Origin of the sequence: Palleronia abyssalis (assembly GCF_900302445.1) — a bacterium.
Taxonomy (GTDB): domain Bacteria; phylum Pseudomonadota; class Alphaproteobacteria; order Rhodobacterales; family Rhodobacteraceae; genus Palleronia; species Palleronia abyssalis.
Genome location: NZ_ONZF01000001.1, coordinates 1 through 22,853, shown reverse-complemented (window position 1 = coordinate 22,853; position 22,853 = coordinate 1). Strand labels below are relative to the sequence as shown.

Sequence of the window (22,853 nt, the reverse complement as noted above, 5' to 3'; positions counted from 1 at the left end):
CTAAGATCCCCTTGCGTTCTTCGGCGGCAAGTTATGCCCCCTCGGGACGGATTCCAAGTCAGCCGCCGGGTCGCCGGACCAGTTGCCGCAGCGCGCCGTGGAGAAGCTGCACATCGGAACGAGACACAGGCATCCGGGACCAGAAATTTCGGAACTGACGTTTCATATGCGGGGCCTTCTCGGGCGGGAAGAAGAAGCCCGACGTTTCCAGCCGTTCTTCCCAGTGGTCCGCCAGACGTTCGACCTCGATCACCGTGGCATGGTCTGGCGCGGTCTCGGGCGGGGGTGCCGCATCGGCAAGCCCGCGGCTCCATTCGTAGCCCATCAGAAGGACGCATTGCGCAAGGTTCAGCGATGGAAACTCGGGGTTTACCGGAACGGTGACGACCGCTTGGGCCCGGGCGACATCGTCATTCTCCAGCCCCGTGCGTTCGGGACCGAACAGGATGCCGACCCGGCGCCCCTGACCGCCCATTTTCCTGGCCATTTTCATAGCTTCTTCAGGGTTGTAGGCGTCCTTCTTCATGTCTCGTGCGCGTGCCGTCGTGGCGAACAGGAAGTCGCACTGATCGGCCGCTTCGGCGACACTTTCGGCCACGCGGGCCTCATCCAGCACGCGCCCCGCACCGGACGCCATCGCCACGGCCTTCGGGTTCGGCCACCCATCGCGCGGCGCAACCACGCGCATGTCGGTCAGGCCGAAATTCAGCATGGCGCGGGCGGCGGCGCCGATATTTTCGCCCATTTGCGGGCGGACAAGGATGATCGCTGGGCTTTTGGTCATGGTCAGCCCTGTAGCCGCCCGCGCGGTGATGGTCAAAGCGTGTCGCAGCGGCTAGAACCCGCGCGAACACACAGAAAGACTGCCATGACCGACGCGCTGCCCCAGCTGTACCTCATCTCGCCGCCCCAGATCGACGCGGCGTTCGCTTCTGTCCTGTCGCGCATCCTGGATGCCGAAGCTGTTGCCTGCGTCCGGCTTCAATTGGCGACCCGCGACGAGGATACGCTGATCCGCGCCTGCGATGCGCTGCGCGTAGTCACCGAACCGCGGGACGTTGCGCTGGTCGTGTCGGATCACTGGAAATTGGCCGAACGGGCCGGGCTGGACGGCGTGCATCTTTCGGACGGCGCGCGCCAGGTCAAGAAAGCCCGCGCGGATCTGGGGTCCGATGCGATTGTGGGCGCGTTTTGCGGCGCCTCGCGGCATGACGGCATCACCGCGGGCGAGATGGGCGCGGATTACGTCGCATTCGGCCCTGTCGGCGGCCCCGACCTAGGGGATACGCAGGCACAGGACGATCTGTTTCAGTGGTGGTCCGAGATGATCGAGGTCCCCGTGGTGGCCGAGGGCGGGTTGGACGAGGCGGCGGCGGTACGTCTGGCGGCATCGACCGATTTCATCGCCCTCGGGGAAGAGCTCTGGATCGCCCCAGACCCGTTGGAGAGATTGCGCGCGATCTTGCGTGAAATTCCGTCGCAATCAGGCGACTGACACCCCTTGGCCATGCCGGGTCCTGACCGCGCCTTCGCAGGCTTTGGCCAAGGATTTCCGGTCCGGAAAGTCCCGAACGACAAGGGGGTCGTGATAGACCACCTCGACCCGGCCGTGATGCCACGTGGCCAGAATCTTCACAAGGTTCGCCCCGAACTCCATGTCGCCCCACCAGCCATAGAACCGCGGCTCCGCTCCAGCGGGCGGATGGTATATGACCGTGATGGGCTGAACCTGCATCCTGTCGCGCAACTCGTCCGAATAGAACGCCCCGAACAAGGTCGTCTTGAAGGGTAGCACGCGGCGCCCGTCGGTCGACGTGCCTTCGGGGAAGAACACCAGCCGGTGACGTGCGCGAAGGCGAGCCTCCAAAAGACGCTGTTGCGCGGTCGCCTCACGACGGTCGCGCCGGATGAAGACCGTGCCAGTCACGCGCGCCAACAGCCCGATCCCCGGCCATCCAGCCACCTCGGACTTCGAGACGAAATAGAGCGGCTCTCCGGCATTCAGCACAAAAATGTCGAGCCAGCTTGCGTGGTTGGCGACCATGGCCCCGTCGCCCTTCATCCGGGGGCCGGACGCATGACGCCGAAGGCCCATGATCTGCAGGGCGCCCCGACAGACCGCGACGGTGATCCACGGCGACCAGGGCCGGTGAAGCCCGAAGACGGGACGCTCGACCCCACGCACCAGAAGATGCAGGCCCAGCATCCCGATCAGCCACAGTGCCAACAAACTGCCCCGAACCAAGGCAAGCGCATACCCGACAAACCCGATCCGCGGCACTTGGGGGGGGATGTCCGACGTCCAGGTCATCCGCGCGCCCGGGTATAGATGGCCCGGGCGCGCGCGCTCAGATTGCGCGTATCCATAACCATGCAGACATCGGTGGTGTTGAAGGCCGTGTCGATCCAGGCCCCTGCCCCCACGGTCCCGCCAAGACGCAGATACGCCTTGATCAACGCTGGCACCGCACGCATGGCCTCGCGCCGATCATACGCGTCCTCGGCCAGCTGGTCCATCCTGACGGCGCCCGGTGGCTTTGCGGTAACGCGCAGATTGTCCGGGGCAAGGTGGCGGTGATGCAAGATCGACAGTGGCGCGGCGAGCGCCTTGACATCGGTGCCATGAAACGAGGCGACGCCGAACAGCACCTCGACCCCGACCCGATCGATATGCTCGGCCAGACCCGTCCACAGGTGATACATCGCAGGCCCCCCGCGATAGTCCCGGTGCAAGCACGACCGGCCAAGCTCCAATAGCTTTCGTTTCGAGCGGTAGAGGGGCCTGAGATCGTATTCCCCCTCGGAATAGAACCGTCCCAGCTCGGCGGCGCCATCCTCATCCAACAGGCGATAGACGCCGATGACCCGATCCGCCTCCGGACGAGCCATGTCGCGCAGGATCAGGTGGCGGCAAACCCTGTCGAAATCGTCGGATTCACGTTCCTGCACATGGTCCACATCCGGGCCGGAGCCCCCCAGTTCATCGATGAAGACGCGATAACGGAGCCGTTGTGCATCGGCGAGATCGTCAGGCCCTTCAGCGAACCGAAGATCGAATTGCGGGTCGGGCATCGAAATCTTTGTCCGGCTTGGATCCTGAGGGGGTGTCTAGTCCGACTGCGCCATCAGGACAACACGTGCACGCGGCAGCATCGTTTACCTTTTGTTAACTTTTGCGCCGCTATTGCTTCCGAAATCAAAAGACCGGGATGAGTTCGATGCGGGAACCATCGATGACAATTTTCCCAACCTCACGGAACATCACCGTGATGGTTCCGCCGATATTCGACTGCACCTGTCCGTCGCCCCAGTCCGGCCGATCGGGATGGCGCACGATCATGCCGGGTTCTAGCAAAGCATTCATATCAGACATCTGCGACGATTCCTGTATTTTAAGGGGATGACCATGATTCCATCGGAATTCAACGGCCTGCTGGGCTCTCGTATCTGCCATGACCTGATCAGTCCGATCGGCGCCATCAACAACGGACTCGAGTTGCTCGGCATGACCGGACAGGCCGATACGCCTGAGCTAGCGTTGATCCACGACTCGGTCGAGGCCGCGAATGCGCGCATCCGCCTGTTCCGCCTTGCCTTCGGTGCGGCCGAAGCCGGGCAACGTACTGCATGGGGAGAGATCGAGGGAATTGTGGATCGCATGTCGCAGGGACGGATCGCCATCGAATGGCTGACGCCGTCGGACATGGACCGGAGCGAAGCGCGCCTTTCCCTTCTTCTACTTCTATGCGCCGAGACGCTGATGCCCTTCGGCGGTTCTGTCGTCGTGACGCCCGGCCCTGCCATTGTCATGAACCTCGTCAGCGACAGGTTGCGCGCGGATCAGGACCTACTGCGGCAGCTCTCGGACTGGGACGCTCCGATCCCGGCGGCATCGGACGTGCATTTCGCGCTCGCCCGGCACGCCGCGGATGATGTCGATCGCAAGATCGATGTCGAGACCACGGAAGATGGACTCAAGATCACCGCCTGACCTAGCGACGTACGGCCCCGTCGCCCCGCACCACATACTTGAAAGACGTCAATTGACGTGCACCCACCGGGCCCCGCGCGTGCAGTCGTCCCGTTGCGATACCGATCTCGGCACCCATCCCGAACTCGCCGCCATCGGCGAACTGGGTCGAAGCATTCACCGTCACGATCGCACTGTCGACCGTGGCGACGAACCGGTCGGCGGCCGCGGGGTCGGCCGTGACGATGCAATCGGTATGGTCCGACCCGAACCGTCGAATATGATCCACCGCGGCGTCCAAATCGGGGACTGTTCGTGCGGCGATGATGCTGTCCAGGTATTCTGTGCCCCAATCCTCGTCCTGTGCCGGAACCGTGCCCTCGATCGACTGCAGGCGGGCATCGGCGCGGACCTCTACCCCTCGGTCGAGAAGGGCCCGGATCACGCCCTGGCCAATCGTGTCGACGACGTCATCGTGGATCAGCAGGCATTCAGCGGCCCCGCAGATCCCGGTCCGACGGGTCTTGGCGTTGATCACCACGCGCAGGGCCACCTCGGGGTCGGCCCCCGCGTCGATATAGATATGCACGATCCCCTCGAGATGGGCGAAGACCGGAACACGCGCTTCACGCTGCACCAGACCGACCAGCCCCTTACCCCCACGCGGCACGATCACGTCGATGGACTCGGTCATCGTCAGCATTTCCGAAACCGCAGCCCTATCCCGCGTGGGGACGCGTTGGACGGCGTCCTCGGGCAAACCGGCGTCTCGCAGGCCCTCGGTCAGACAGGCGTGAATGGCCGCCGAGGAATGAAAGCTCTCTGACCCGCCGCGCAGGATCACCGCATTCCCGGATTTCAGACACAGGGCGCCTGCATCCGCCGTGACATTGGGACGGCTTTCATAGATGACACCGATGACGCCCAGGGGCGTCCGCACCCTTGTGATATGGATGCCGGACGGCTGATCCCAGGCGTCGATGAGTTCGCCGACCGGGTCATCCTGTGCCGCAATGGCGCGCAATGAGTCGGCGATGCCCGATATGCGCGCGGAATCCAGCTTCAGGCGATCGAGCATTGCCGCCGACAAACCTTTCTCCTCGGCCGTGGCCATGTCGCGGTCGTTCGCGGCTATGACATCCCCGGCGCGCGCCATCAGATGATCGGCAGCAGATCGCAAGGCCTGGGCCTTCTGTTCCGGATCCGCCGTGGCAAGGATTGCAGCAGCAGCCCGGGCGCGACGGCCCATGTCAGCCATCATTGCGGGAATGTCGATCTCGTCCTTCATCGCGACCCTCATCGCTGTCCTCGGTCCTGCCTACACCATCGGGCGATATCGATGCCAGCGTCACAATGCCATGTCGTCGCGATGGATCAGGACAGAGCGGGCGGGATACCCCAAGATCGCGGAGATGTCTTCAGTGCGCTTCCCCGCAATCCGGCCGGCTTCCTGGGCCGTGTACCGCGTCAGTCCCTGACCCAGAAGGCGACCGTCGGTCGCCGCGATTGCCACCGGGTCGCCGCGCCCGAATGCCCCCGAAACGTGCGTAACTCCCGCAGGTAGCAGCGATTTGCCAACGCCGAGGGCCTGTTCCGCCCCGGCATCCAAGGTCACCCGGCCTTGCGGTTTCATCGCCGCGATCCAAGCCTTGCGCGCGGCCTTCGGGTCGGTCTGCGCCAAGAACCAGGATGCCCGTGCGCCATTATCCAGCGCCGTCAGAGGGTTGCGCTCCGTTCCCGAAGCGATGCACAGCGCGCAGCCCGCGCCCGTCGCGGTGCGAGCCGCCATGACCTTGGTGCGCATCCCGCCCTTCGACAGGAACGAGGCGGCATCGCCCCCCATGGCCTCGATCTCGGGCGTGACCTGCTCGATCACCGGTAAATGCCGGGCTGACGGATCGATCTGGGGATTGGCCGTGTAAAGCCCGTCCACATCGGACAGAAGCACCAACTGGTCCGCCCCGACCGTCACGGCAATCTGCGCCGCAAGCCGGTCGTTATCGCCGAACCGGATTTCATCTGTCGCGACTGTATCATTTTCGTTGACAATCGGGATCGCCCCCAGAGCCAAAAGCGTGGCCATCGTCGCGCGTGCGTTCAGATACCGGCGTCGATCAGCCGTATCCGAAAGCGTCAGCAGAACCTGCGCGGCGGTCAGCCCATGGGGCGACAGGGCTTCCTCGTAGGCGCGCGCCAGGCTGATTTGGCCGGCGGCCGCAGCGGCCTGCGCTTGTTCGAGCGGCAGGACACCTTGCCCCAGCCCTAACCGCCCTCGCCCGAGAGCGATCGAGCCGGATGAGACCAGGACGACATCCGTACCCCCGGCCTTTAGGCGGGCTACGTCCTCGGCCAGGCCCAAAAGCCAATCTGCGCGCAGGTCGCCCGTCCGGCGGTCGACCAGAAGGGCCGACCCGATCTTGACCACCAGGCGCTTGGCCTTGGACGGGCTCAGGGCTGCCATTGCCCCTGCTCTTTCGCGGGGGCGCGACGGACGCGATCCTCGGAAATCTCGGCGCGCAGGGCCCTCAGGACGTCGGTCACGCCCTCGCCGCTGACGCCGGACATTTCCAGCACCGGTCCGGCGACGTCGGTCAGCGCCTCTTTCCGGTCCGCGCGCTCTTCCTCGTCCAGGGCGTCGATCTTGTTCAGGACCGTCACGCGCGGCTTGTCGGCCAGCGCGCCGCCATAGGCCTCAAGCTCGGTGATGATGGTTCGCCAGTCCGCCGCGACATCTTCAGAAGTGGCGTCGACAAGGTGCAGCAGAACGGCCGAACGTTCGACATGGCCCAGAAAGCGGTCCCCAATGCCGCGCCCTTCATGCGCGCCTTCGATCAGACCGGGAATGTCGGCGATCAGGAATTCGGCCCCGTCGACCGCTACGACGCCCAGATTGGGATGCAACGTGGTGAACGGGTAATCCGCGATCTTCGGTCTTGCGTTCGACGTCGCGGCGAGGAACGTGGACTTGCCGGCATTCGGCAGCCCCAGCAGCCCCGCATCGGCAATCAGTTTCAGCCGCAGCCATAGCGTGCGTTCGACGCCGGGCTGGCCGGGATTGGCCCGGCGCGGCGCCTGATTGGTCGAGGACTTGAACCGCAGGTTCCCCCAGCCGCCATTCCCGCCTTCGGCCAGAACGACCCGCTGCCCCAGTTCAGTCATGTCGGCGATGACGGTTTCCTGATCCTCGTCCAGGATCTCGGTCCCGACCGGAACGCGCAGGACGATGTCCGCGCCGCTGGCGCCCGTGCGCTGGCTGCCCATCCCGTGCTGGCCGTTCTTGGCGAAGAAGTGCTGCTGATACCGAAAGTCGATCAGGGTGTTCAGCCCATCGACGACCTCGACCACGACGTCACCGCCACGGCCGCCGTCACCGCCGTCCGGCCCGCCATACTCCATGAACTTCTCGCGCCGGAACGAGACCGAACCGCCCCCCCCGCTGCCTGAACGGATCTCGATCTTGGCGAGGTCGAGGAATTTCATCGCGCCGGCTCCGACATGTCTGACCCTTGCGCGATAGACCACCATCGACGCGGGCTCAAGCCGCGACTCCGGCGCCAGTCCACGCGCGTGATTTCAAGATTGGCGGCCGGCGCGGTCTGACCGTACGCGCGAAAACTTCGCTCGGACACGCCGGTCTGGCGGAACCCCAGCTTGCGAAGGACCTGCTCCGACCGGTCGTTTCCCAGCATGAAACTGGCCCGCAATTCAGTCCGTGTCGGGTCCGCGAAGGCCGCATCAATCGCCGCCGTCCCCGCCTCGGTCGCGTATCCGCGGCCCCATGCATCGCGGGTCAGCCAATACCCGAATTCCCCGGCGATACTGACGATCCCCTGAAAAGCGTCGGCATCGCAAATCGCCCAGGTCAGCCTGCGTTCTGCCGCGGAGGACGATAGGAACTGCCGCGCATCCTCATGCGTATAGGGGAACGGAACCACGGCCAGCCACTTCGACACGTCGTAGTTGCCCACACCGGCAACGATGGCATCGGCATCCGACGGGCGCAGCGGACGCAAGGTCAGCCTGGTCGTTTGCATCAGGGCAATATCGCGGCGCGAGACGGATCGCACCCGGGTCGGATGGCGGGGATCATGGTCCATCGGCTGCCTTTCAACGGCAAAAAGGGGACCGGCTCTAGACCGGTCCCCCCTGCATTCTTGGTCGCGGGCGTCCGGCGTTACTCGGCAGCTTCCGCTTCGGGAAGGACGGATACGAAGGTCCGGCCCTTAAGGCCCTTGTGGAACGTGACCTTGCCCTCTTCGGTGGCGAAGATCGTGTGATCGCGGCCCAGACCGACGCCCTCACCCGGCCACCACTTGGTGCCGCGCTGGCGGATCAGGATGTTGCCGGGGATCACGGCTTCGCCGCCGAACTTCTTGACGCCAAGCCGGCGGCCAGCAGAGTCGCGACCGTTGCGGCTGGAACCGCCTGCCTTTTTATGTGCCATCTTTCGGGGCTCCTCTTACTTGCTCTTGGCTTCGTCGGCCCACCCGGCGAGCTTCGTGCCCGCGCCGAGCTGGTCCGCCATATAGTCGATCTCGGCTTCGGTCCAAGCGGCGATCTGGTCGAAGTGATAGACGCCGGCGGCGTTCATCTTCTTCTGCATCGCCGGACCCACACCGTTCAGCTGCGTCAGGTCGTCAGCCTCGCCGCGCGGTTCGGTCAACAGGTTGCCCGGCTTCGCCGTCGCACCACCCTCGGCCGCATCGGTCTTGGCGGCGACCTTCTCGGACGCCTCACCCTCGACGACGCGCTTCTTCATTTCGGCCTGGCCAGCACGGTTCTGTACGTAATCGCCCTTGTCGGACTTCACGCCGGTCCAGCCGGCAATGCCCGCACCGATCGCTTCCTTGACGCCCGACGAGGCCGCGCCGGATTCAAGGATGTCGGTGATACGCAGCAGGGTCAGCTGCTGGCGGTGGCCCTTCGTGCGCTTCGAACCGTGCTTCCGGCGGCGCTTGACGAAGTGGATGACCTTGTCACCCTTGATCTGCTCGATCACCTCGGCCTGGACGCCGGCGCCGTCGACGCGGGGCGTGCCGATGGTCGAGCCGACCATGAGGATGTCGTTGAACTGGATTTTCTCACCAGCATCGGCTGCCAGCTTCTCGACCCGCAGGACATCGCCCTGCTGAACCCGATACTGCTTGCCGCCGGTCTTGAGGACCGCAAACATGGCGTCTTCCTTCTGTCACCGCGTCCTGTGGCCCCCGGTCTCGGGTGTTTCGGGCCTTGCCCGCCTCGGACGGCGCGCCCGTTCGGGCGTCATTGCATCAATACCCGGCGCGGAGCCCGCCCGGGTGCGCGGTGTATCTGTACAAGTGCGCCCGGTGTCAAGCATTCCCTGCGCGGATTGCCCCTACAGATCCTGGCCTTGCATGAACATCGCGGCACTGCGCCCCAGCTCGTAAGACAGATCGTTGTAAAGCGTGTCGAAGGCCGCGAAGATCGCCCGGTTCAGATCCTGCCCGGCCTCGCTTTCGCTGAGCGCGATATAGGAGTCGAGATCGTCATCCGTCATAGGGGTGTAGGCCAGTGTCAGGTACGCGTTCAGCCAAGTGATCGTACTATCGCGGACCTCCGGCTCGGACGCGTAGACATCGGCGATAATCTGGTCCTCCGTCAGGTTGGACAGCGGTCCGCCGCCATCAGCCAATCCGCGAAAGAAGGCGTAGTTCGAATTGAGCGTGCCTGAAACGTTCTGCTCTACCAAATCGTTGACCTCGATGAATCGATCGATCCTGGCTTGTAGGTCCTCAGGCGCGTCCTGCGCAGCGTCTTCGGCCGCGGCCTCGACGTCAGGATCGGCCAGCGCCTCGCGGGCCTCGATCTCAAGCCGCACGAAATCCTGGCCGACCTGATCGGTGAAGAACGAAATCAGCCCAGGAATGGCGTCCACCGGGATCGTCTCTTGGAACGATTCCTCGACCTCGGCCTTCATCCGGGTGACATCATAGATTCGTGCAACCTCTGCCGCCCAGCCGAGCCGACCGCCGCCAGGGAACAGGTCTTCGGCCAGTTCCTCGGCCGCATCCGCCCCTTCCGCGCGCATAATTTCCACGATGTCCAGCAGCCGCAGGACTTCGATCAAGTCGGCAGCATCCTCCTGTTGAGCCTGCGCCGGGGCGGCAAAACATACGGCAGCCACCATGGCCGTGAAAAAGCGAGGCATTCGCAATTCTCCGAAACCGGGATATCCGCAGAATGTAGTGTCGACCTAGCGAGCATCCAAGCGTCAGATTTCGTCGAAAGCCCCCTTGCGCATCTCCGACGCTGTGTCTAAACGGCACGCCTGACCCCCGCGGAGAGGTGCCGGAGTGGTCGAACGGGGCGGTCTCGAAAACCGTTGAGGGTGCAAGCCCTCCCAGGGTTCGAATCCCTGTCTCTCCGCCAGTCTTCCCAAGTGACTGATGTCACACGGAAATATGCCATGTTGTCCAGCGAGACGTTGTCCATGATGGACCACACAAACGGCGCTGAAGACATGCAATATATCATTCAACCACGCGGCCCCGGAACCGGCTGGGTCTTCCGAATGGTCACGCCTACAGAACTCGTGGGCAAGCCGAACCCGTGGACGGGAAAGCCCTTCGGCAAGGAAATACGCAAGGGCCTAAGCACCCGCCGCCTCCCCGACGCCAGAAGACAACGCGACGTGATCCTTGGCGAGATCAGGAAGTTGACTTTCGCACAGACCGACGAGGCCAACTTTGGTGTTGAAGAGGCTCAGGCCATCCGGCAGCAACTCGCATCCACGGATGATCCTGACGGGCTGATGTGGGCCTTGGACGAACGAGTGCAGCGAGGGGCACAACGCGGCGTCCCCGTTTCCAAGCTACGGCGATACAATCAGGTGGCGCTGGGCAAAGGCTTTCCGCTCGACAAGGCACTAGAACAGTATGTGCAGGAGCGGTCCCCCGACAACCGGCGAGGCTACAAACCGCTCTCGCAGACGACCGTCAACAATCTACGGACAGCGGTCCGACACTTGCGGAACTTCCTTGGGGACACTGAGGAAATAGCTTGCCTGGAAGATGTCACCTCTACTCGCGCCGCAGCCTTCCGAAACGAGTATCTGCCTTCGCTCACGTCGAACCGCTCGCCACATGGCATGGCCTTCAAGACCGTCGAGAAGAATATCACGCTGTTGCGACAGCTTTGGTCATGGGCTCGCGAAAGGAAGATCAGCCGGGACCGCTACGGTGATCCGTGGTCGTTCACCAGTGCCGTGCCCCGCAAATCCCGCGACCGCGCACAGTCCCGCGAGCATTACACCGCGCTCGAAGTCGAGACCCTGCTTAAAGGAGTGCCGCTTGGTAGTCGTGAGGGCGACCTACTGCGACTGGCGCTGGTCACTGGCTGTCGAGCCGATGAACTGGCGAGCTTTCCCTTGAACGCTGTCGAGCCGGATGCGTCGGGCATCACCATCTTGAAAGGAAAGACCCAGAACGCCGCCCGCTTTATCCCGATTCCGCAAGGCGCTCAACAAATGCTAGCGGACAGGATCACGAAATGCGCTGGGCAAGACCGGCTTTTCCCTGATTGGCCCATCCGAAAATCCGTGGGCAAAGTATATGCGGCTTCTCAGTGGTTCACACGTTACCGTCGCGAGGTCTTGGGCGCACATACGGACGACCGCCTTGCCCTACATTCGCTGCGTCACACTTGGCGAACTGTTGCAGGCCATGCCCGTGTTCCAGATGGGGACATTCGCGAGATTGGCGGATGGGCGAAACCGCGCGATGCAAGCTGGCACTATGCCCATGGTCTCCTCCGCAACCAGTTGACTGAAACACAGGAGCGCATCTGGACGCAACTTGGCGAAGAAGGATACCTGACCGCCTTCTAACGCCTCGCCCCACAGAGACCGCCCCTGCCCGATGGATCGACGCAGCCATGAAGCCGCTCAGTGGGGCTCTCACGCCTCTGCCTTGAGGATGCGATAGACGGATGCTCGCCCAATGCCCAGCTCCTCAGCTATCTTGGTCGGGCTGACCCCGTCCGCCTTCATCCTCAGCACGTCATTAGCCTTGGCACGGGCAGTAGGCTTTCGCCCTGTGTATCGCCCGTCAGCCTTCGCCTTGGCGATCCCCTCCCGCTGACGCTCTAGCATGATGTTGCGCTCGAACTCAGCGACCCCGCCCAGGACGGTGAGGATCATCTTACCCGTGGGTGTCGAGGTATCCATGTTGAGGTCGAGGATACGCAGCGCCGCGCCCTTGGCCGTAAGTTGATCTAGGATTGTCATCAGGTGCGCCACAGACCGCGCGAGACGGTCGAGCTTGGTCACGACTAGGGTGTCCCCCTCCCGAATGAAATCGAGGGCCTGTGCAAGCTGCTCACGGGCGGCAACGTCCACCGACGACACCTGCTCATGGAACACCTTGGAACAGCCCTGCGCCTCTAGCTCCCGGAGCTGAGCGTTGATGCTGGCCCGTTGCTCCACCGTCGAGGTTCTTGCGTACCCAATGTCCATCACTGTCTCCCGAGATCGTATCACTAACATCTTAGATATACTGAGACTGCTCGTCCCAAAGGTCAAGACGATTTATGTGAGACACATCCAGCTAGACCCGCCAGCGTCCCACAAGACCTTGCTCTATTGAGACAAAAAAGAATGGATGCCTTCCGACTTTCCGGGATGCCGCCCCACAACAACATGCGCCCACGCAGACGTTGGCCCATCATGTTGATTGTGCGCACCTTCGCCTTGTCATCGAACGGAAATGCCGTGGCTCAATTCTGATCTCTCAGACCATCTCGCTCCCTGCACTGTGCCACTTTTACACTGAACGTTCGCTGCAAGTGCAGCCTGCCCACACATCCGTTGAGGTACTGCGGTCTGCCTGCGGGTCTGAGGTACTGATACGGCTCGTTGGTCGCTGTACGTGTTTCCTGCACGATCCCTCCGCGTCGCAGGAAGCTGACCGGCTAGGAAGATGGGGGGCCCGATTTCCCTGCCCCAACCACGCTGCGAGGGCCAATGGGGGGATTTCGCCAGCGGTCCGTTAAAGGTAAGGGCCTCGTAAATCTGACCCAAGAACATCCGGGATCAGGCCAGGGGATCGGCATAGAAGGGCGCTCACGCTGACCAGACTCCGGCATAGCTGATCCCAAGGGATTGCTGCGGGTCTCCGTCTGTTGAGTGAGTTTAGGTGATCGGGCGCTATATCACAGGCTGCCTCATATGCCCCCTGCCCTCCTCGTCTATCTCAATGGGTCTCCTCATCAGGTGGCAGACCTCAGCCAACATCTGATACACAAGAGCTGACATATGATTGGTTCATATGTTCTCTCATAGGTTCTAGCGTATGAGGAGGTTTCCCCCTTCGGGGAGAACCAGGAGGGAGGATGGTCATACGTTCTCAACAAGAGTTACTTCAACATATGTATGGGCTTCAGCCGTATCCCAGATGTTCCCCCCTTACCCCCCACAGAATGAGACGCAAGGAACGGAAATTCGGGTCAATACGCACTGATATTTTCAGCCTGTAGTCGCCCTAGAGAGGTTCCCCCATACAGGTTTCTGTATGGAATGGTGGGCCCTTAGTGTATCCCGCTGATACGTATACAAAATCTGGCATGTGAGGATGTCGCAAAGCCTCTGCGCCTGTATTGTGGATGTCGAGTGGCACAGGCCCACGCTGGCGCAAGACCCGCCTCGCTCGGCCATCTCATGGCGCTGTCCCGGTGGCCTACCTACCCCGCCCCCCCGCAGAGCGCCACAGACAGTGGCACAGGCCATTCTATGCCAACTTCGGGTGTGTAAGGTGCGGCCAGCGCAGGCGCCCCTCCTCGGCGCTTTCAGAGCCTCTCCGTGGACCTGCCATCGGCCCTATTCGCGGACGGCGGAAATCAAAGCCCTGACTTGTTCTGTTGGCAGGCAGAAGAACGAGTGAGCAACACCGCTGTTGGGGTTGGCCTGTTGCCATTCCTGCTCTTGAAGATCAAAGGTTGCCCGAACTTGTTCACAATCTTCTCTGGCCAAAGCGCTCAAGCTATCCACGCTGCCTTGCGGCTGCATGACCGATGTCCCTTGGGCGTTCGTGACCAGCACAAGCATCGAGTAAGCTGTCGCTGCGATCAGTGTAGGCAGCATGTGCATCCTCCTCGTCTAGCGGCGCTACCGTCCGCCCACGGATGATACGGTTTGATGTTGGCGATCCACGCTAGAAATCGGCGAGAGGATGCTTGGCGACTGGATGATCGGATTTTAACACCACCCCGTGACGTTCAGCCATAAGCCTCACATACCCGCGTATCATCTTCTCGCTGAACTCGTACCAACCTGACCGCGTCCCTGTCAGGATGCTTGCGTGGGCAGATGTCTTAAGCGCATTGATCCGGGTGTTGAATTTAGTCCTGTCAAGGCGCTGCTGCCCTAAGCCTTCCATAATTCTCTGATAGGAAACAAAGATGTCAGCACTCCTCCGCTTTAGTTGATGCCCGTCAGCGGATGCCCACAAAATAGCTGCGTAGTCGTCACCGTACTTCTGCGTTGCTTTCTCGTATGGACCCCGCAGCTTCATATCCATCGCTGACGCAGCATCGTCCATTGCCAACCCGAAGAGGTCGGGCGTAACCCGGCCTCCATTCTTCGCCTCCCACACCCGCCAGAATAGCTTTTCAGCAATGAAATGGATGTAATGAGGAAAGCCATCGCTAATCATGGCGATACGGATTGCTGTGTCCCGATCAATCTCAATACCCAAGCTAGTCGCGGAGTGCGTAATTATTTCATCACGCGCTTCCCAAGGAAGCTGGGTCAATTCGACAGCATGAAAATAGCGGTCCGCACTTCCATGCGCCGCCATGATCGCCTCGACGCTTTCGCCTATCCCGCAAAATATGAAGTGTGCAGATATGTGCTTATCCGCAATCTGCTTCACGAGGTTCGTGAAATCTATCTGAGCCTGCTCGGAGGTCAGTTGATCGAACTCGTCAACAACGAAAACCGGCACCTCCCCTAGTTGCGCGGCCAAGAATTGCAGAAGTCGAACTGCGTCGTTCACTGACAGGGGTGTTTCGACCGGACGTTCCTTTACCTCCGCCTTCCCGTTCAAGCCGAGCCATGGAAGATTGAGCGAGAAGCCCCCTCCCCTAACTTTCTCTGCGAGCATCGGTGACGCCCCGACGGCCTCTTCGAATATCTCCCGGATAATCGTCTGGAACGAACTGGTGCGATCACACGCAACTACAATCGGGTCTGTGCCCCTAGCGAGCTTGTAGGCAGCGGTCTGCGCCAGTGACGACTTCCCCACTCCGCGAAGTCCATGGATCAGGACATGACGCCCAGACGCGTACATGGCCCGCTCGATCCCCTTGAGTTGGTGAGCCCTGCCGCGCAAGAACTCCTCAGACTGCAAGGGCCGCGACGGCGACAGGAAGCTGTTGAGGGCTGCGCCGAACTCTCGTTCATCTGCGTCGATGGCTCGTTCGGGACTAGTCGGTTTGTTCATACTGGGCTCGTTCATACCGACACCTCCGCATGTCCACACAGCAATGTCGAGAGCGTCGGTTCACTTTTTGTACGCAAAGCGGCCATAGATGAAACTCATCCTATTCAAGTGACCCGGCTTGCGTCTGCGCCCCCTTCATGGTGTTGTCCATTTTGGTCAACGTAGCCCGCTGTACAACATTCGGCGATATTTCTTTTTAATATCAGTCGCTTAGGTAATTCGGCGTAGTCTCCCTGTCTCTCCGCCAGTAAATTGCTGATATTATTGGGTTTTAAGAGCCGGCGCAGCGGAGTTCCCGCTCTTCCGGCCAAGGTTGAAGTCGGCATAGTATGCCGTGTTTTTGCCCCACCGAATGCGCCGGCTAGGCCGTCCCGGCGCAGAATTATAATCGGTGGCTACGGGTTCGATCGCTTTCAAACGACAAAGCCCCGCCGTTTCGGGCGGGGCTCTCATCGGCCGGGGTCAGTCTTGTCAGAGGCCGACGTTGCCGTCGGCGTTGGCGATCTCCTGCTGCTCCTGCGAGAGGTAGCGGAAGCAGTAGCGCTCGGTTGGCCGAAAGGGAAACTGGCCATTGTGTCGGTCTGAGGCTGTCCGAAGCCAGGACGAAGGTGCTGGTCGGTGACGCCAAGCAGGCGATCGTGGGCTTTCAGGGGGCGGACGCCCGCCTCGCGGCCGCTCTTGCCGCCAAGCGCCCCGAAACGGCCCTCACGCTGGACACTAACCGCCGGTCGGTTCCCAGCATCATGGGTTATATAAACGACCTGGGCGGAGGGCTCTTCGGAGATTACGCCCCCCTTGCGGCGCATCGAGATGCCGGGACGGGCGTCTTCATCGACGTGCTGCGGGTGTCGAACAAGAAGGCGACGAGGAAGGGTGAGCCGCTCGCCAAGGGCTGCCACCACGTCGCCGAGCGCATCCATGCCCTTCTCGCCGAGAACCGCGAGATCGTGGATCGCCGCACCGACACCACCCGACCCCTGCGCCCCTCCGACGTCGCCGTCCTATGCCGCACGCACGACAAGGCGAGGACCACGCCGATTGCCTGAGGCAGCTCGGCATTCCCGTGGCCTTCGATGAGAACGGCTGGTTCACATCCGAGGCCGTCACCGTCGCCCGTGCGGCCCTCGCGATAGTCGCCGATCCCGCCGACAGCTTCGCCGCTGCGCTCTACCTGACTCACGGCCCCGCCGCCTTGCCGCTGGAGGACATGCTGACCGCCGCGCTCGATGAAGTGCTGGCGGATCACGAAACCCTCGCCCCGCTGATCGCGCTCCACACGCAGACCCCCGGCCGGACCGCCTCCCGGATGCTCGCCGCGCTACGGACTGGCGCGGGACTGGACGAGTGGGCCGCCGGTCTGGACGACCCCGCTCGCGCCCACGCCGACCTCGCCCGTCTTGACGCCGAGGCCATCGCCTTCGAGGCGGCCGACCCCTTACCCGCGCCGCCTCGGGCGTGTTCGGCTGGGACATCCGCTCCTTTCTCGCTTGGCTCGCAATTCGCGCCGAGGCTGGGGACGACGCCCGTCCGGGTCCCGATGGCTCTGCCGCGCACGGAGTGAAAATCGCGACATGGCACGCGGCCAAAGGTCTCGAATGGCCGGTAGTCTGCTTGACAGGTCTCGACTGGACCGTCGAGGAGCGCCCGAATACCCTCCGCATCGAGTTCGACGGCTGGGACGAGCCGGCGACGCTGCTGGATCGCGCCACGATCCGCTATCACCCCAGCGTCGCCAGCGCCGAGGTCAAGACCCACTTCGTCGCCGACCGCCGCGAGCCTGCCGCCGTGACCGAACGCTGCCTCGCCTACGTTGCCCTGACCCGCGCTCGGGATCTGCTGGTCCTCGAATGGCCCGATTTCTGCAAGCCAGAGGCCGACACCGTCTCGAACCTGCTGATGAACGAAGGCGGACTGACGCTCGGCGTAGACGCCATTACAGTCGGTAAGACCTCCCATCCTGCGCGCATCACTCCCCATGGCGAAATCTTGCCCGAGGCCTTCGACGCGCCCCGCGAAGCCTCTCCGCCCGAACCCCGCACCCGCCCCGGTCGGCGCGAAGATCCCGGACCCCGCGGCGGGCCGCTTTTCCTGCGTCCCTCAGATGGCGGCGTCGAAGAGGCGCTCTGGTCGCTCGAAACCCATCGCCTTGGCGGGCGTCTCGCCGGAGACGCCTTCGATGACGCCGGCGCGCGCGGCACCGCACTCCACCTTGCCATGCGGGTGCTGCTTCGACGTCCGGACCACGCCGATCGCGTTGGCCCCGCGACCGGACTTTCCGAGGAAACTCTCACCGCCATTGCCCAGCAGGCCGCCACCCTGCGCGAGCGACTGGCCGAGCGGGGCTTGACGGAACTTCATCCAGAGCTGCCCTTCGACGCGGCGCTTCCGGGCGGCCCCCGCATCCGCGGTACGGCGGACCTTCTGGCACGCAGCGCGGACGGCACCCGCGCCGCCTTGATCGACTTCAAGTCCCCCGCACCCGAAAGCCCGCTGGAGGCCGCGCGCCCCTACCTTGCACAGCTCCGCGTCTATGCGAGGGCCGTAGGCGTTCTCTGGCCAAACGTCTAAATCGAACGGGCAGGTATTCATTTCCTTGGGTCCGGGATGCTGGTTTGGGGCGCACCCAGTTGACTGCGTTTCTTACCAACCAAGCACCGCGAACGGGAAGGGTCGCAGGATATTCGGCACCACGTGGCGTTAGCTTCCGGACCGCGATGACGTCATCCCAACGGAGACAGTGCTGTAGCCGGGCGCCTCAAAGCGCACCGAAGTCCTGGTTCACTTCGCTAAGGCAGTGGAATTCGACATGGAGTTCAAAAAAAGTCGCCGGTTCGATCTCGACACACTCAGACGCGTCGTTCCAGGCGACTTTAAGAATCGCGTTCGAGCCCTCGTCGCCGCGCCTTCTGCGCGTCCGAAAACTTCGATGCCTTCATGTGATTCCGCTCCTCTCCCAGCCGGGAAATCATAGCGGAAAACTCCAGCTTCAAACGGTCCAGTTTGCGGGGATCAGATCACGAGATATCGAACTTGCTTCAGGACTGGATCAGCCGCGAGGGATTTTGGACGATCGTGACGGAGGCGTCCGGCCTGTTTGTCCGATGCGCGGTCGTCGTGATCAAGCACCGGCCGAGGGGATGCTCACCAAAGAACACTTGAATGGATTTCTCCGCCAAGTCGCGATAGATCTGTCCCGTTCCGTCGGGGCCAAAGCATAGGCTCTTTGATGGCGGAAAACTTCAAGTCTCGACTACGCGATCTCAACATCGGGATAATTCGGACAGGGCACTTTATCTTCAGCGAAGCAATGACGGCGGTAATGCGGAAAGCAGGGCTACTGCCAGAACGTGTCGCCCATTCCGGGCGCACCTTTTAATCCGGAAGATGGGTTGCTTTGTCTGGTGGATAAGCGGGTCATCCGCGTGTCCTAACGTTCAGTGTGGGAAGGGGCAGTCACGCCTCAGGACTGAATTGCGCAACGACGCCCTTTGCATGTCTCTATTCTCCTGCACTTGCAGATAGGAACGGAGCCGTGCGATCGCAGAAAAGCCTGGCAACGTTTTCCATCGGCGCGTCCCAGACGAACTGCCTGTCAGTTCGGGAGATCAAAGCCGCCCTGGTTTCTTTCGATAATACCTTCGTAGGAGGCATAGCAGGAGAACACCATCTGAATTCTATCGGGTTGCACCGAAGTGTTACAGTAGCTGGTGTTGGAGATATTCTGACGATACGACAATTCGTCTTCCCAAACCAAGCGTTCCTGGTCGGAAAGAGTTCCATTCAACTGCTTTTCGACCAAAGGTTGCATCATCTCCCCACCCAGTTCTAAAGAAATGAGAATCCTGGAAAACGATGCCTCGTACCGAGCATGCGCCCGGTCGATCAGATCACCCTCATCCTCCAGAAACGTTTCCACGAATGCCTTCTTGGTGTGCCCCTCGAACTCCAGATAGGAGTCCCGGCGCTCTCTGTGCTCGGCGATGGCGCGATCGCAGTCGCCGGCGAGAGATTTACTGCAAAAGTAGAGACTGCTGATCCCATGGCTTTGTAAGGAAAATATCCTCGTCACCGCCTGATACGCAGTCAAAATTCTCAAGTCGCTTGAGTAGCAGTGGGAATTTACCGGACAATACAGGCATTCTACGATTCCACCTGAACCTTCCTTACGCATCGCGGGCGCGCGGTTGCTGCACTTTTCCAGCTTGAACGCTGGCGCCCCCTCGGACAGCATATTTGCAATCAGAGTCTCCATCACGCGTTTCGTGATCTTCTCACCTTCGTTGACGATGCTATCCCAGGCGGGATCCGAGGATTCGAGGTCGCGCTGCTCAATATAGCGCGCTACGCAATCCGGTGTCGCCAGCGCCTCAGCGCAAGGCGTTCCGGAAAGCGAGACACTCTCCATCCAGAGATCTTCGATATCAGGGCGTCCGGAAGGGTCGAGATGTCGAACGCGAGGCTCCTCCGGAACGTCCTTGGATGAAAGAGCCAGAACGACGGACATGACAACCGGTCCACCCGGTTCGCCTTGCACGACGATCTTGTCTCGACGCTTCAGGTTGGAGATCCGGTTGGTCCGGGTTACAGACAGGCTCTTGAGAGAAAGCGTGCTCTGTCCTTCCATCGTCTCTATCGTCTGTAGCCTCGAAGATCTGATCTGGGGGGAGGTGATCCTGATGTCGACATCAGCACCGGCATAATCCGGCATGATGATGCAACCCAACGCATTCTGCTCCCCGATGGTCATCGGCAGCTCTATCACCGTGGGAGATCCGTCATTCGGTAGGCGAACTGTCTCGCAAGCCATCGCCGAACCCAAGGAAGCCGCATAGACAACCCCAGCGCAAGCGAGCCCCAGAGCAGCGAACACGACAGAACGCAGCATTCAGTAACCCCCTGTCCGTTGAATGACACCAGGTTAGCGAAGCAGATCCCTTCGTGCAACGGTAACGACCGAAATACAGTCGGGACCGTTTGCACATTGACCCATCGCGCCAATTGGCTCTTGATGAATCCATTGTCACCTATCCATCGGCAGGCGCGACTATGGGGATTCTTCGCAGCTACAGCATTCTCGCGATGGTTGACTTTCGCGGTAAAAGATCGGTCGTAGTCTCGTAAGACGCAGTTGCGGATAGTCATTGGAGATTTGCGAATAATTACCTGATGCAGTTTTATGATCCGCCGTTCTTGCCTCGGTTTGAGGGCGACATTCTGCTGCATTGGGTGCCAGCCGGCAGTATTGTATTTATTCGAGATTTCGATGGTGGCGAATTTCTTTGGGTGCGCGAGGATCTACCGTCTGGTGGTCTTCTGGAGGATCTTCTGTTCACTTCCGAGTGCGGCCATATTGGCCAGATCAATTTGGACGGCGGCTTCCACGTGCACCGGATCGAGGATGGCGAGAGGGTGCTGCACGGTCGGATCGTGGAGGACGAGATCGCGGTCTGGACTGACGATTTCCGCTTTTGCACGACAGCCGAGGCAGCGGGTCTGATCGACCTGCGGTTCCCTGGTCTCGACGGCCAGTTCAGCCTCGATCGGTTCGAGCCGCTTCTCTATATGCCCGGCCTGGCCACGAAGGTTCTGTCCGGTGAAGCCGTCCCCGAGGCGGGTGAGCTCGCCGTTCCCCCGGACATCTCCGGCGCGCTCTCTCTGGAGGACGATGGAACCGTTGCGGTTACCGAGGTCAAACCGTCGCGTGGCGCCAGCAAGCTCTGCGTCTATAGGATGGGTAACCAAAGATGTCTCTGCGCTCGAGACATCTCCGGTAGGCGGAGAAGTTCGTGTGCGGTGGCTGTCAAAGACGCGTCACGCCTCGATCGTTGCCGCGAGCGCGGAGGGACTGGCCAGCCTGCCGGTCGAGGCATATCTTGGCCCGGCTGCACCCGGGTGCGTCCGCCGCGCGCTGGCGGTGGGCGTGGATCTCTATGCCCAACCCATCCTTCCGGATGGCAACTTCGCCAAGGCGGATGTCGACCGACTGATCGGGGCCATCATAGACCTGCCCGCGACCGTTCCCGCCTTCGAGAAGCCGCGCTTCGTGGGCGGTCGCCGGACAGAACCCGACGATGTCCTGTCCGCCATCGACGACCTCGCCTACGGGCTCGGTGCCTCGGATCATGCCGTTCTCTTCTTCGCAGGCCACGGTGTCCAGGGCAAGGACGGTGCGTTCTATATGGCAATGCGCGATACCAATCTCGAAGACCTCGCCGGCACGGCTCTGCCGTGAGCGAGTGTCGCCGAACGTCTGTCCTGGACGGACGCACGGATCGGGCCAGCTATCTGTGCGACCTGCGAAAGCGGGTCATTTTTGGACGCCGAAAGGGGGTCAACATTAGGTGCCGATTGACAGTTCCTACGTTCGGCGTTGATGGGGAAGCAAAAATTGACTCGTTATCCTACGATGGCGAGCTTTCGTCGACCAAGAGGCCTTCGTCTACTGCGACGCAAACAGCGGTCCGAAAATAGCTGGAGTTCAACGTATAGCATTCGGGTGATCCCGAGATGACTGCTGTCTCTACTTAGTTCGAAAGCCGATATAACTTGACGTTGCGGAAATATATGATTTTAGGTTGAAAGTAGTTCGTATCACAACCCGCAGAACCAGATGTTTCTCGTCCATCTCCGGACAATGACCGAGCACAGTGAATGAAAACCCTACGGATAAGCATCTTCCTGTCTTTAGCTCTAAGCGTTTCCACGCCGGGATTCGCGCAAACACTTGATGTTCCTTTCGAATTACACGGACAATGTGGAGATTCTCGGGTGTTGGGGCTCGAGCCCAACGGAGACGGGTTCTTGTCAGTGAGATCCGGTCCAGGCACCGGATTCAAGAAGCTTGATGAGATATACAACGGAGACAATGTCAGGATTTTCGCAGAGCAATGGCCCTGGGTCGGGATCGTATATGGGATGATCCCGAATTGGGGGTCAGGGCAGTGTAGTATACCATCTGACCTCAGCAGAGGTTGGGTGCATACGAACTGGCTCGATATTGGTTGATCCTCCTGTTCACCAAATAATGCACACCATCATTGCCGTTAGGTGTTCAGTTGGAGCTGTCGCGGTTTGATGCCGCTCCTTTGATAGCATTTTATGCAGCAAAGGAGATGAACTATGGGACTGAAACGGAGTGATGAATTCCGCCGGGATGCGGTGCGGATCGCCTTGACCAGCGGACTTACGTGCAAGCAGGTGGCTGCGGACCTTGGTGTCGGGATGTCGACGCTGAACATGTGGATCACGGCGCACCGAGACACGGATGTGGTGTCAAAAGAGGATTTGAGCCTCGCTCAAGTGGTCTGCCCCCTGAAAAGTGGTCCTCCCTGAAGTATGGCTTACGGGCCAGTTGGAGGATGCAAGAATGCCCCAGAAGAGACACAAGCCGGAAGAGATCGTCGCGAAGCTTCGGCAGGTCGACGTGC

At 61.3% G+C, this 22,853-nt stretch carries 23 protein-coding genes, 1 tRNA gene and 1 pseudogene; 9 read left to right on the top strand and 16 right to left on the bottom strand.

Annotation, left to right across the window (positions count from 1 at the left end; translation table 11 throughout):
• Nucleotides 1-58: 58 nt before the first annotated feature.
• Entirely contained in the window at nt 59-784 is a 726-nt protein-coding gene (locus tag PAA8504_RS00130) for an RNA methyltransferase (protein WP_108892154.1), read from the bottom strand.
• An 84-nt stretch (nt 785-868) separates the two neighbouring features.
• Between PAA8504_RS00130 and PAA8504_RS00125 the strand changes: the two genes are divergently transcribed.
• The gene (locus PAA8504_RS00125) at nt 869-1,495 is read left to right on the top strand and encodes a thiamine phosphate synthase (protein ID WP_108892153.1); all 627 of its coding nucleotides are present in this window, start codon (nt 869-871) and stop codon (nt 1,493-1,495) included.
• Here PAA8504_RS00125 and olsA read toward each other — a convergent pair.
• The 3 genes from olsA to PAA8504_RS00110 all read right to left on the bottom strand — a co-directional run bounded on the left by olsA (nt 1,484) and on the right by PAA8504_RS00110 (nt 3,373).
• Complete coding sequence (olsA, locus tag PAA8504_RS00120) at nt 1,484-2,311, bottom strand: lyso-ornithine lipid O-acyltransferase (protein ID WP_108892152.1); 828 nt, start codon at nt 2,309-2,311, stop codon at nt 1,484-1,486. The genes PAA8504_RS00125 and olsA overlap by 12 nt on opposite strands.
• Nucleotides 2,308-3,078 (bottom strand): L-ornithine N(alpha)-acyltransferase, encoded by a 771-nt coding sequence (gene olsB, locus PAA8504_RS00115; protein WP_370739669.1) that lies wholly within the window; start codon nt 3,076-3,078, stop codon nt 2,308-2,310. Before olsB ends, olsA begins: the two co-directional genes overlap by 4 nt.
• 118 nt (nt 3,079-3,196) lie before the next feature.
• Entirely contained in the window at nt 3,197-3,373 is a 177-nt protein-coding gene (locus PAA8504_RS00110; protein ID WP_108892150.1) for a DUF3553 domain-containing protein, read from the bottom strand.
• 33 nt (nt 3,374-3,406) lie between these two features.
• Here PAA8504_RS00110 and PAA8504_RS00105 point away from each other — a divergent pair, with 33 nt between their 5' ends.
• The gene (locus PAA8504_RS00105; RefSeq protein WP_245897470.1) at nt 3,407-3,991 is read left to right on the top strand and encodes a histidine phosphotransferase family protein; all 585 of its coding nucleotides are present in this window, start codon (nt 3,407-3,409) and stop codon (nt 3,989-3,991) included.
• A gap of 1 nt (nt 3,992) precedes the next feature.
• Here the strand turns inward: PAA8504_RS00105 and PAA8504_RS00100 are convergent, their stop codons facing one another.
• The 7 genes from PAA8504_RS00100 to PAA8504_RS00070 form a co-directional block, all read right to left on the bottom strand.
• Nucleotides 3,993-5,258 (bottom strand): glutamate-5-semialdehyde dehydrogenase, encoded by a 1,266-nt coding sequence (locus PAA8504_RS00100; protein ID WP_108892770.1) that lies wholly within the window; start codon nt 5,256-5,258, stop codon nt 3,993-3,995.
• A 60-nt stretch (nt 5,259-5,318) separates the two neighbouring features.
• Entirely contained in the window at nt 5,319-6,431 is a 1,113-nt protein-coding gene (gene proB, locus PAA8504_RS00095) for a glutamate 5-kinase (protein ID WP_108892148.1), read from the bottom strand.
• The gene (obgE, locus tag PAA8504_RS00090; RefSeq protein ID WP_108892147.1) at nt 6,419-7,450 is read right to left on the bottom strand and encodes a GTPase ObgE; all 1,032 of its coding nucleotides are present in this window, start codon (nt 7,448-7,450) and stop codon (nt 6,419-6,421) included. The genes proB and obgE overlap by 13 nt, the downstream gene beginning before the upstream one ends.
• Nucleotides 7,447-8,067, bottom strand: a complete 621-nt coding sequence (locus PAA8504_RS00085) for a GNAT family N-acetyltransferase (RefSeq protein ID WP_108892146.1) — start codon at nt 8,065-8,067, stop codon at nt 7,447-7,449. The genes obgE and PAA8504_RS00085 overlap by 4 nt, the downstream gene beginning before the upstream one ends.
• Nucleotides 8,068-8,144: 77 nt before the next feature.
• Nucleotides 8,145-8,414, bottom strand: coding sequence for a 50S ribosomal protein L27 (rpmA, locus tag PAA8504_RS00080; protein ID WP_108892145.1), 270 nt, complete (start codon nt 8,412-8,414; stop codon nt 8,145-8,147).
• A gap of 15 nt (nt 8,415-8,429) precedes the next feature.
• Entirely contained in the window at nt 8,430-9,143 is a 714-nt protein-coding gene (gene rplU / locus PAA8504_RS00075) for a 50S ribosomal protein L21 (protein ID WP_108892144.1), read from the bottom strand.
• A 183-nt stretch (nt 9,144-9,326) separates the two neighbouring features.
• The gene (locus tag PAA8504_RS00070) at nt 9,327-10,139 is read right to left on the bottom strand and encodes a DUF2059 domain-containing protein (protein ID WP_108892143.1); all 813 of its coding nucleotides are present in this window, start codon (nt 10,137-10,139) and stop codon (nt 9,327-9,329) included.
• A 131-nt stretch (nt 10,140-10,270) separates the two neighbouring features.
• On the opposite strand from PAA8504_RS00070, the gene PAA8504_RS00065 reads away from it, so the two are divergent.
• Nucleotides 10,271-10,360, top strand: a tRNA-Ser gene (locus PAA8504_RS00065).
• Between the two features lie 37 nt (nt 10,361-10,397).
• Entirely contained in the window at nt 10,398-11,816 is a 1,419-nt protein-coding gene (locus tag PAA8504_RS00060; protein WP_108892142.1) for a tyrosine-type recombinase/integrase, read from the top strand.
• Nucleotides 11,817-11,885: 69 nt separating this feature from the next.
• Here the strand turns inward: PAA8504_RS00060 and PAA8504_RS00055 are convergent, their stop codons facing one another.
• The 3 genes from PAA8504_RS00055 to PAA8504_RS00045 all read right to left on the bottom strand — a co-directional run bounded on the left by PAA8504_RS00055 (nt 11,886) and on the right by PAA8504_RS00045 (nt 15,426).
• Nucleotides 11,886-12,443, bottom strand: a complete 558-nt coding sequence (locus PAA8504_RS00055; protein WP_108892141.1) for a recombinase family protein — start codon at nt 12,441-12,443, stop codon at nt 11,886-11,888.
• A 1,359-nt stretch (nt 12,444-13,802) separates the two neighbouring features.
• The gene (locus PAA8504_RS00050; protein WP_108892140.1) at nt 13,803-14,066 is read right to left on the bottom strand and encodes a hypothetical protein; all 264 of its coding nucleotides are present in this window, start codon (nt 14,064-14,066) and stop codon (nt 13,803-13,805) included.
• A gap of 70 nt (nt 14,067-14,136) precedes the next feature.
• The gene (locus PAA8504_RS00045) at nt 14,137-15,426 is read right to left on the bottom strand and encodes an ATP-binding protein (RefSeq protein WP_181375647.1); all 1,290 of its coding nucleotides are present in this window, start codon (nt 15,424-15,426) and stop codon (nt 14,137-14,139) included.
• A gap of 548 nt (nt 15,427-15,974) precedes the next feature.
• On the opposite strand from PAA8504_RS00045, the gene PAA8504_RS00040 reads away from it, so the two are divergent.
• The 3 genes from PAA8504_RS00040 to PAA8504_RS00030 are packed head-to-tail and all read left to right on the top strand — an operon-like array spanning nt 15,975 to nt 17,994.
• Entirely contained in the window at nt 15,975-16,472 is a 498-nt protein-coding gene (locus PAA8504_RS00040; protein WP_146190427.1) for a hypothetical protein, read from the top strand.
• Nucleotides 16,430-16,987, top strand: a complete 558-nt coding sequence (locus tag PAA8504_RS00035) for a hypothetical protein (protein ID WP_146190426.1) — start codon at nt 16,430-16,432, stop codon at nt 16,985-16,987. The genes PAA8504_RS00040 and PAA8504_RS00035 overlap by 43 nt, the downstream gene beginning before the upstream one ends.
• A 50-nt stretch (nt 16,988-17,037) precedes the next feature.
• Nucleotides 17,038-17,994 carry a PD-(D/E)XK nuclease family protein gene (locus PAA8504_RS00030; RefSeq protein ID WP_245897469.1) on the top strand — a complete coding sequence of 319 codons (957 nt, stop codon included), beginning with the start codon at nt 17,038-17,040 and terminating at the stop codon, nt 17,992-17,994.
• A 1,024-nt stretch (nt 17,995-19,018) separates the two neighbouring features.
• Here PAA8504_RS00030 and PAA8504_RS00025 read toward each other — a convergent pair.
• Both PAA8504_RS00025 and PAA8504_RS00020 read right to left on the bottom strand, forming a co-directional pair.
• Entirely contained in the window at nt 19,019-20,311 is a 1,293-nt protein-coding gene (locus PAA8504_RS00025; RefSeq protein ID WP_108892135.1) for a hypothetical protein, read from the bottom strand.
• Nucleotides 20,312-20,721: 410 nt separating this feature from the next.
• Entirely contained in the window at nt 20,722-21,168 is a 447-nt protein-coding gene (locus PAA8504_RS00020; RefSeq protein ID WP_108892134.1) for a hypothetical protein, read from the bottom strand.
• Between the two features lie 46 nt (nt 21,169-21,214).
• On the opposite strand from PAA8504_RS00020, the gene PAA8504_RS00015 reads away from it, so the two are divergent.
• Nucleotides 21,215-21,658, top strand: coding sequence for a hypothetical protein (locus PAA8504_RS00015; RefSeq protein WP_108892133.1), 444 nt, complete (start codon nt 21,215-21,217; stop codon nt 21,656-21,658).
• An 887-nt stretch (nt 21,659-22,545) separates the two neighbouring features.
• A pseudogene (locus tag PAA8504_RS00005) lies at nt 22,546-22,725 on the top strand (transposase); the annotation flags it as partial.
• Nucleotides 22,726-22,853: the final 128 nt, after the last annotated feature.

Excerpts from the sequence above, each read along its gene's own strand:
- PAA8504_RS00130 (WP_108892154.1), bottom strand. The coding sequence starts at position 784 with ATGACCAAAAGCCCAGCGATCATCCTTGTCCGCCCGCAAATGGGCGAA.
- PAA8504_RS00125 (WP_108892153.1), top strand. The coding sequence starts at position 869 with ATGACCGACGCGCTGCCCCAGCTGTACCTCATCTCGCCGCCCCAGATC.
- olsA (WP_108892152.1), bottom strand. The coding sequence starts at position 2,311 with ATGACCTGGACGTCGGACATCCCCCCCCAAGTGCCGCGGATCGGGTTT.
- PAA8504_RS00110 (WP_108892150.1), bottom strand. The coding sequence starts at position 3,373 with ATGTCTGATATGAATGCTTTGCTAGAACCCGGCATGATCGTGCGCCAT.
- PAA8504_RS00105 (WP_245897470.1), top strand. The coding sequence starts at position 3,407 with ATGATTCCATCGGAATTCAACGGCCTGCTGGGCTCTCGTATCTGCCAT.
- PAA8504_RS00100 (WP_108892770.1), bottom strand. The coding sequence starts at position 5,258 with ATGAAGGACGAGATCGACATTCCCGCAATGATGGCTGACATGGGCCGT.
- proB (WP_108892148.1), bottom strand. The coding sequence starts at position 6,431 with ATGGCAGCCCTGAGCCCGTCCAAGGCCAAGCGCCTGGTGGTCAAGATC.
- obgE (WP_108892147.1), bottom strand. The coding sequence starts at position 7,450 with ATGAAATTCCTCGACCTCGCCAAGATCGAGATCCGTTCAGGCAGCGGG.
- PAA8504_RS00085 (WP_108892146.1), bottom strand. The coding sequence starts at position 8,067 with ATGGACCATGATCCCCGCCATCCGACCCGGGTGCGATCCGTCTCGCGC.
- rpmA (WP_108892145.1), bottom strand. The coding sequence starts at position 8,414 with ATGGCACATAAAAAGGCAGGCGGTTCCAGCCGCAACGGTCGCGACTCT.
- rplU (WP_108892144.1), bottom strand. The coding sequence starts at position 9,143 with ATGTTTGCGGTCCTCAAGACCGGCGGCAAGCAGTATCGGGTTCAGCAG.
- PAA8504_RS00070 (WP_108892143.1), bottom strand. The coding sequence starts at position 10,139 with ATGCCTCGCTTTTTCACGGCCATGGTGGCTGCCGTATGTTTTGCCGCC.
- PAA8504_RS00060 (WP_108892142.1), top strand. The coding sequence starts at position 10,398 with ATGTTGTCCAGCGAGACGTTGTCCATGATGGACCACACAAACGGCGCT.
- PAA8504_RS00055 (WP_108892141.1), bottom strand. The coding sequence starts at position 12,443 with ATGGACATTGGGTACGCAAGAACCTCGACGGTGGAGCAACGGGCCAGC.
- PAA8504_RS00050 (WP_108892140.1), bottom strand. The coding sequence starts at position 14,066 with ATGCTGCCTACACTGATCGCAGCGACAGCTTACTCGATGCTTGTGCTG.
- PAA8504_RS00045 (WP_181375647.1), bottom strand. The coding sequence starts at position 15,426 with ATGAACAAACCGACTAGTCCCGAACGAGCCATCGACGCAGATGAACGA.
- PAA8504_RS00035 (WP_146190426.1), top strand. The coding sequence starts at position 16,430 with ATGCCGCACGCACGACAAGGCGAGGACCACGCCGATTGCCTGAGGCAG.
- PAA8504_RS00025 (WP_108892135.1), bottom strand. The coding sequence starts at position 20,311 with ATGCTGCGTTCTGTCGTGTTCGCTGCTCTGGGGCTCGCTTGCGCTGGG.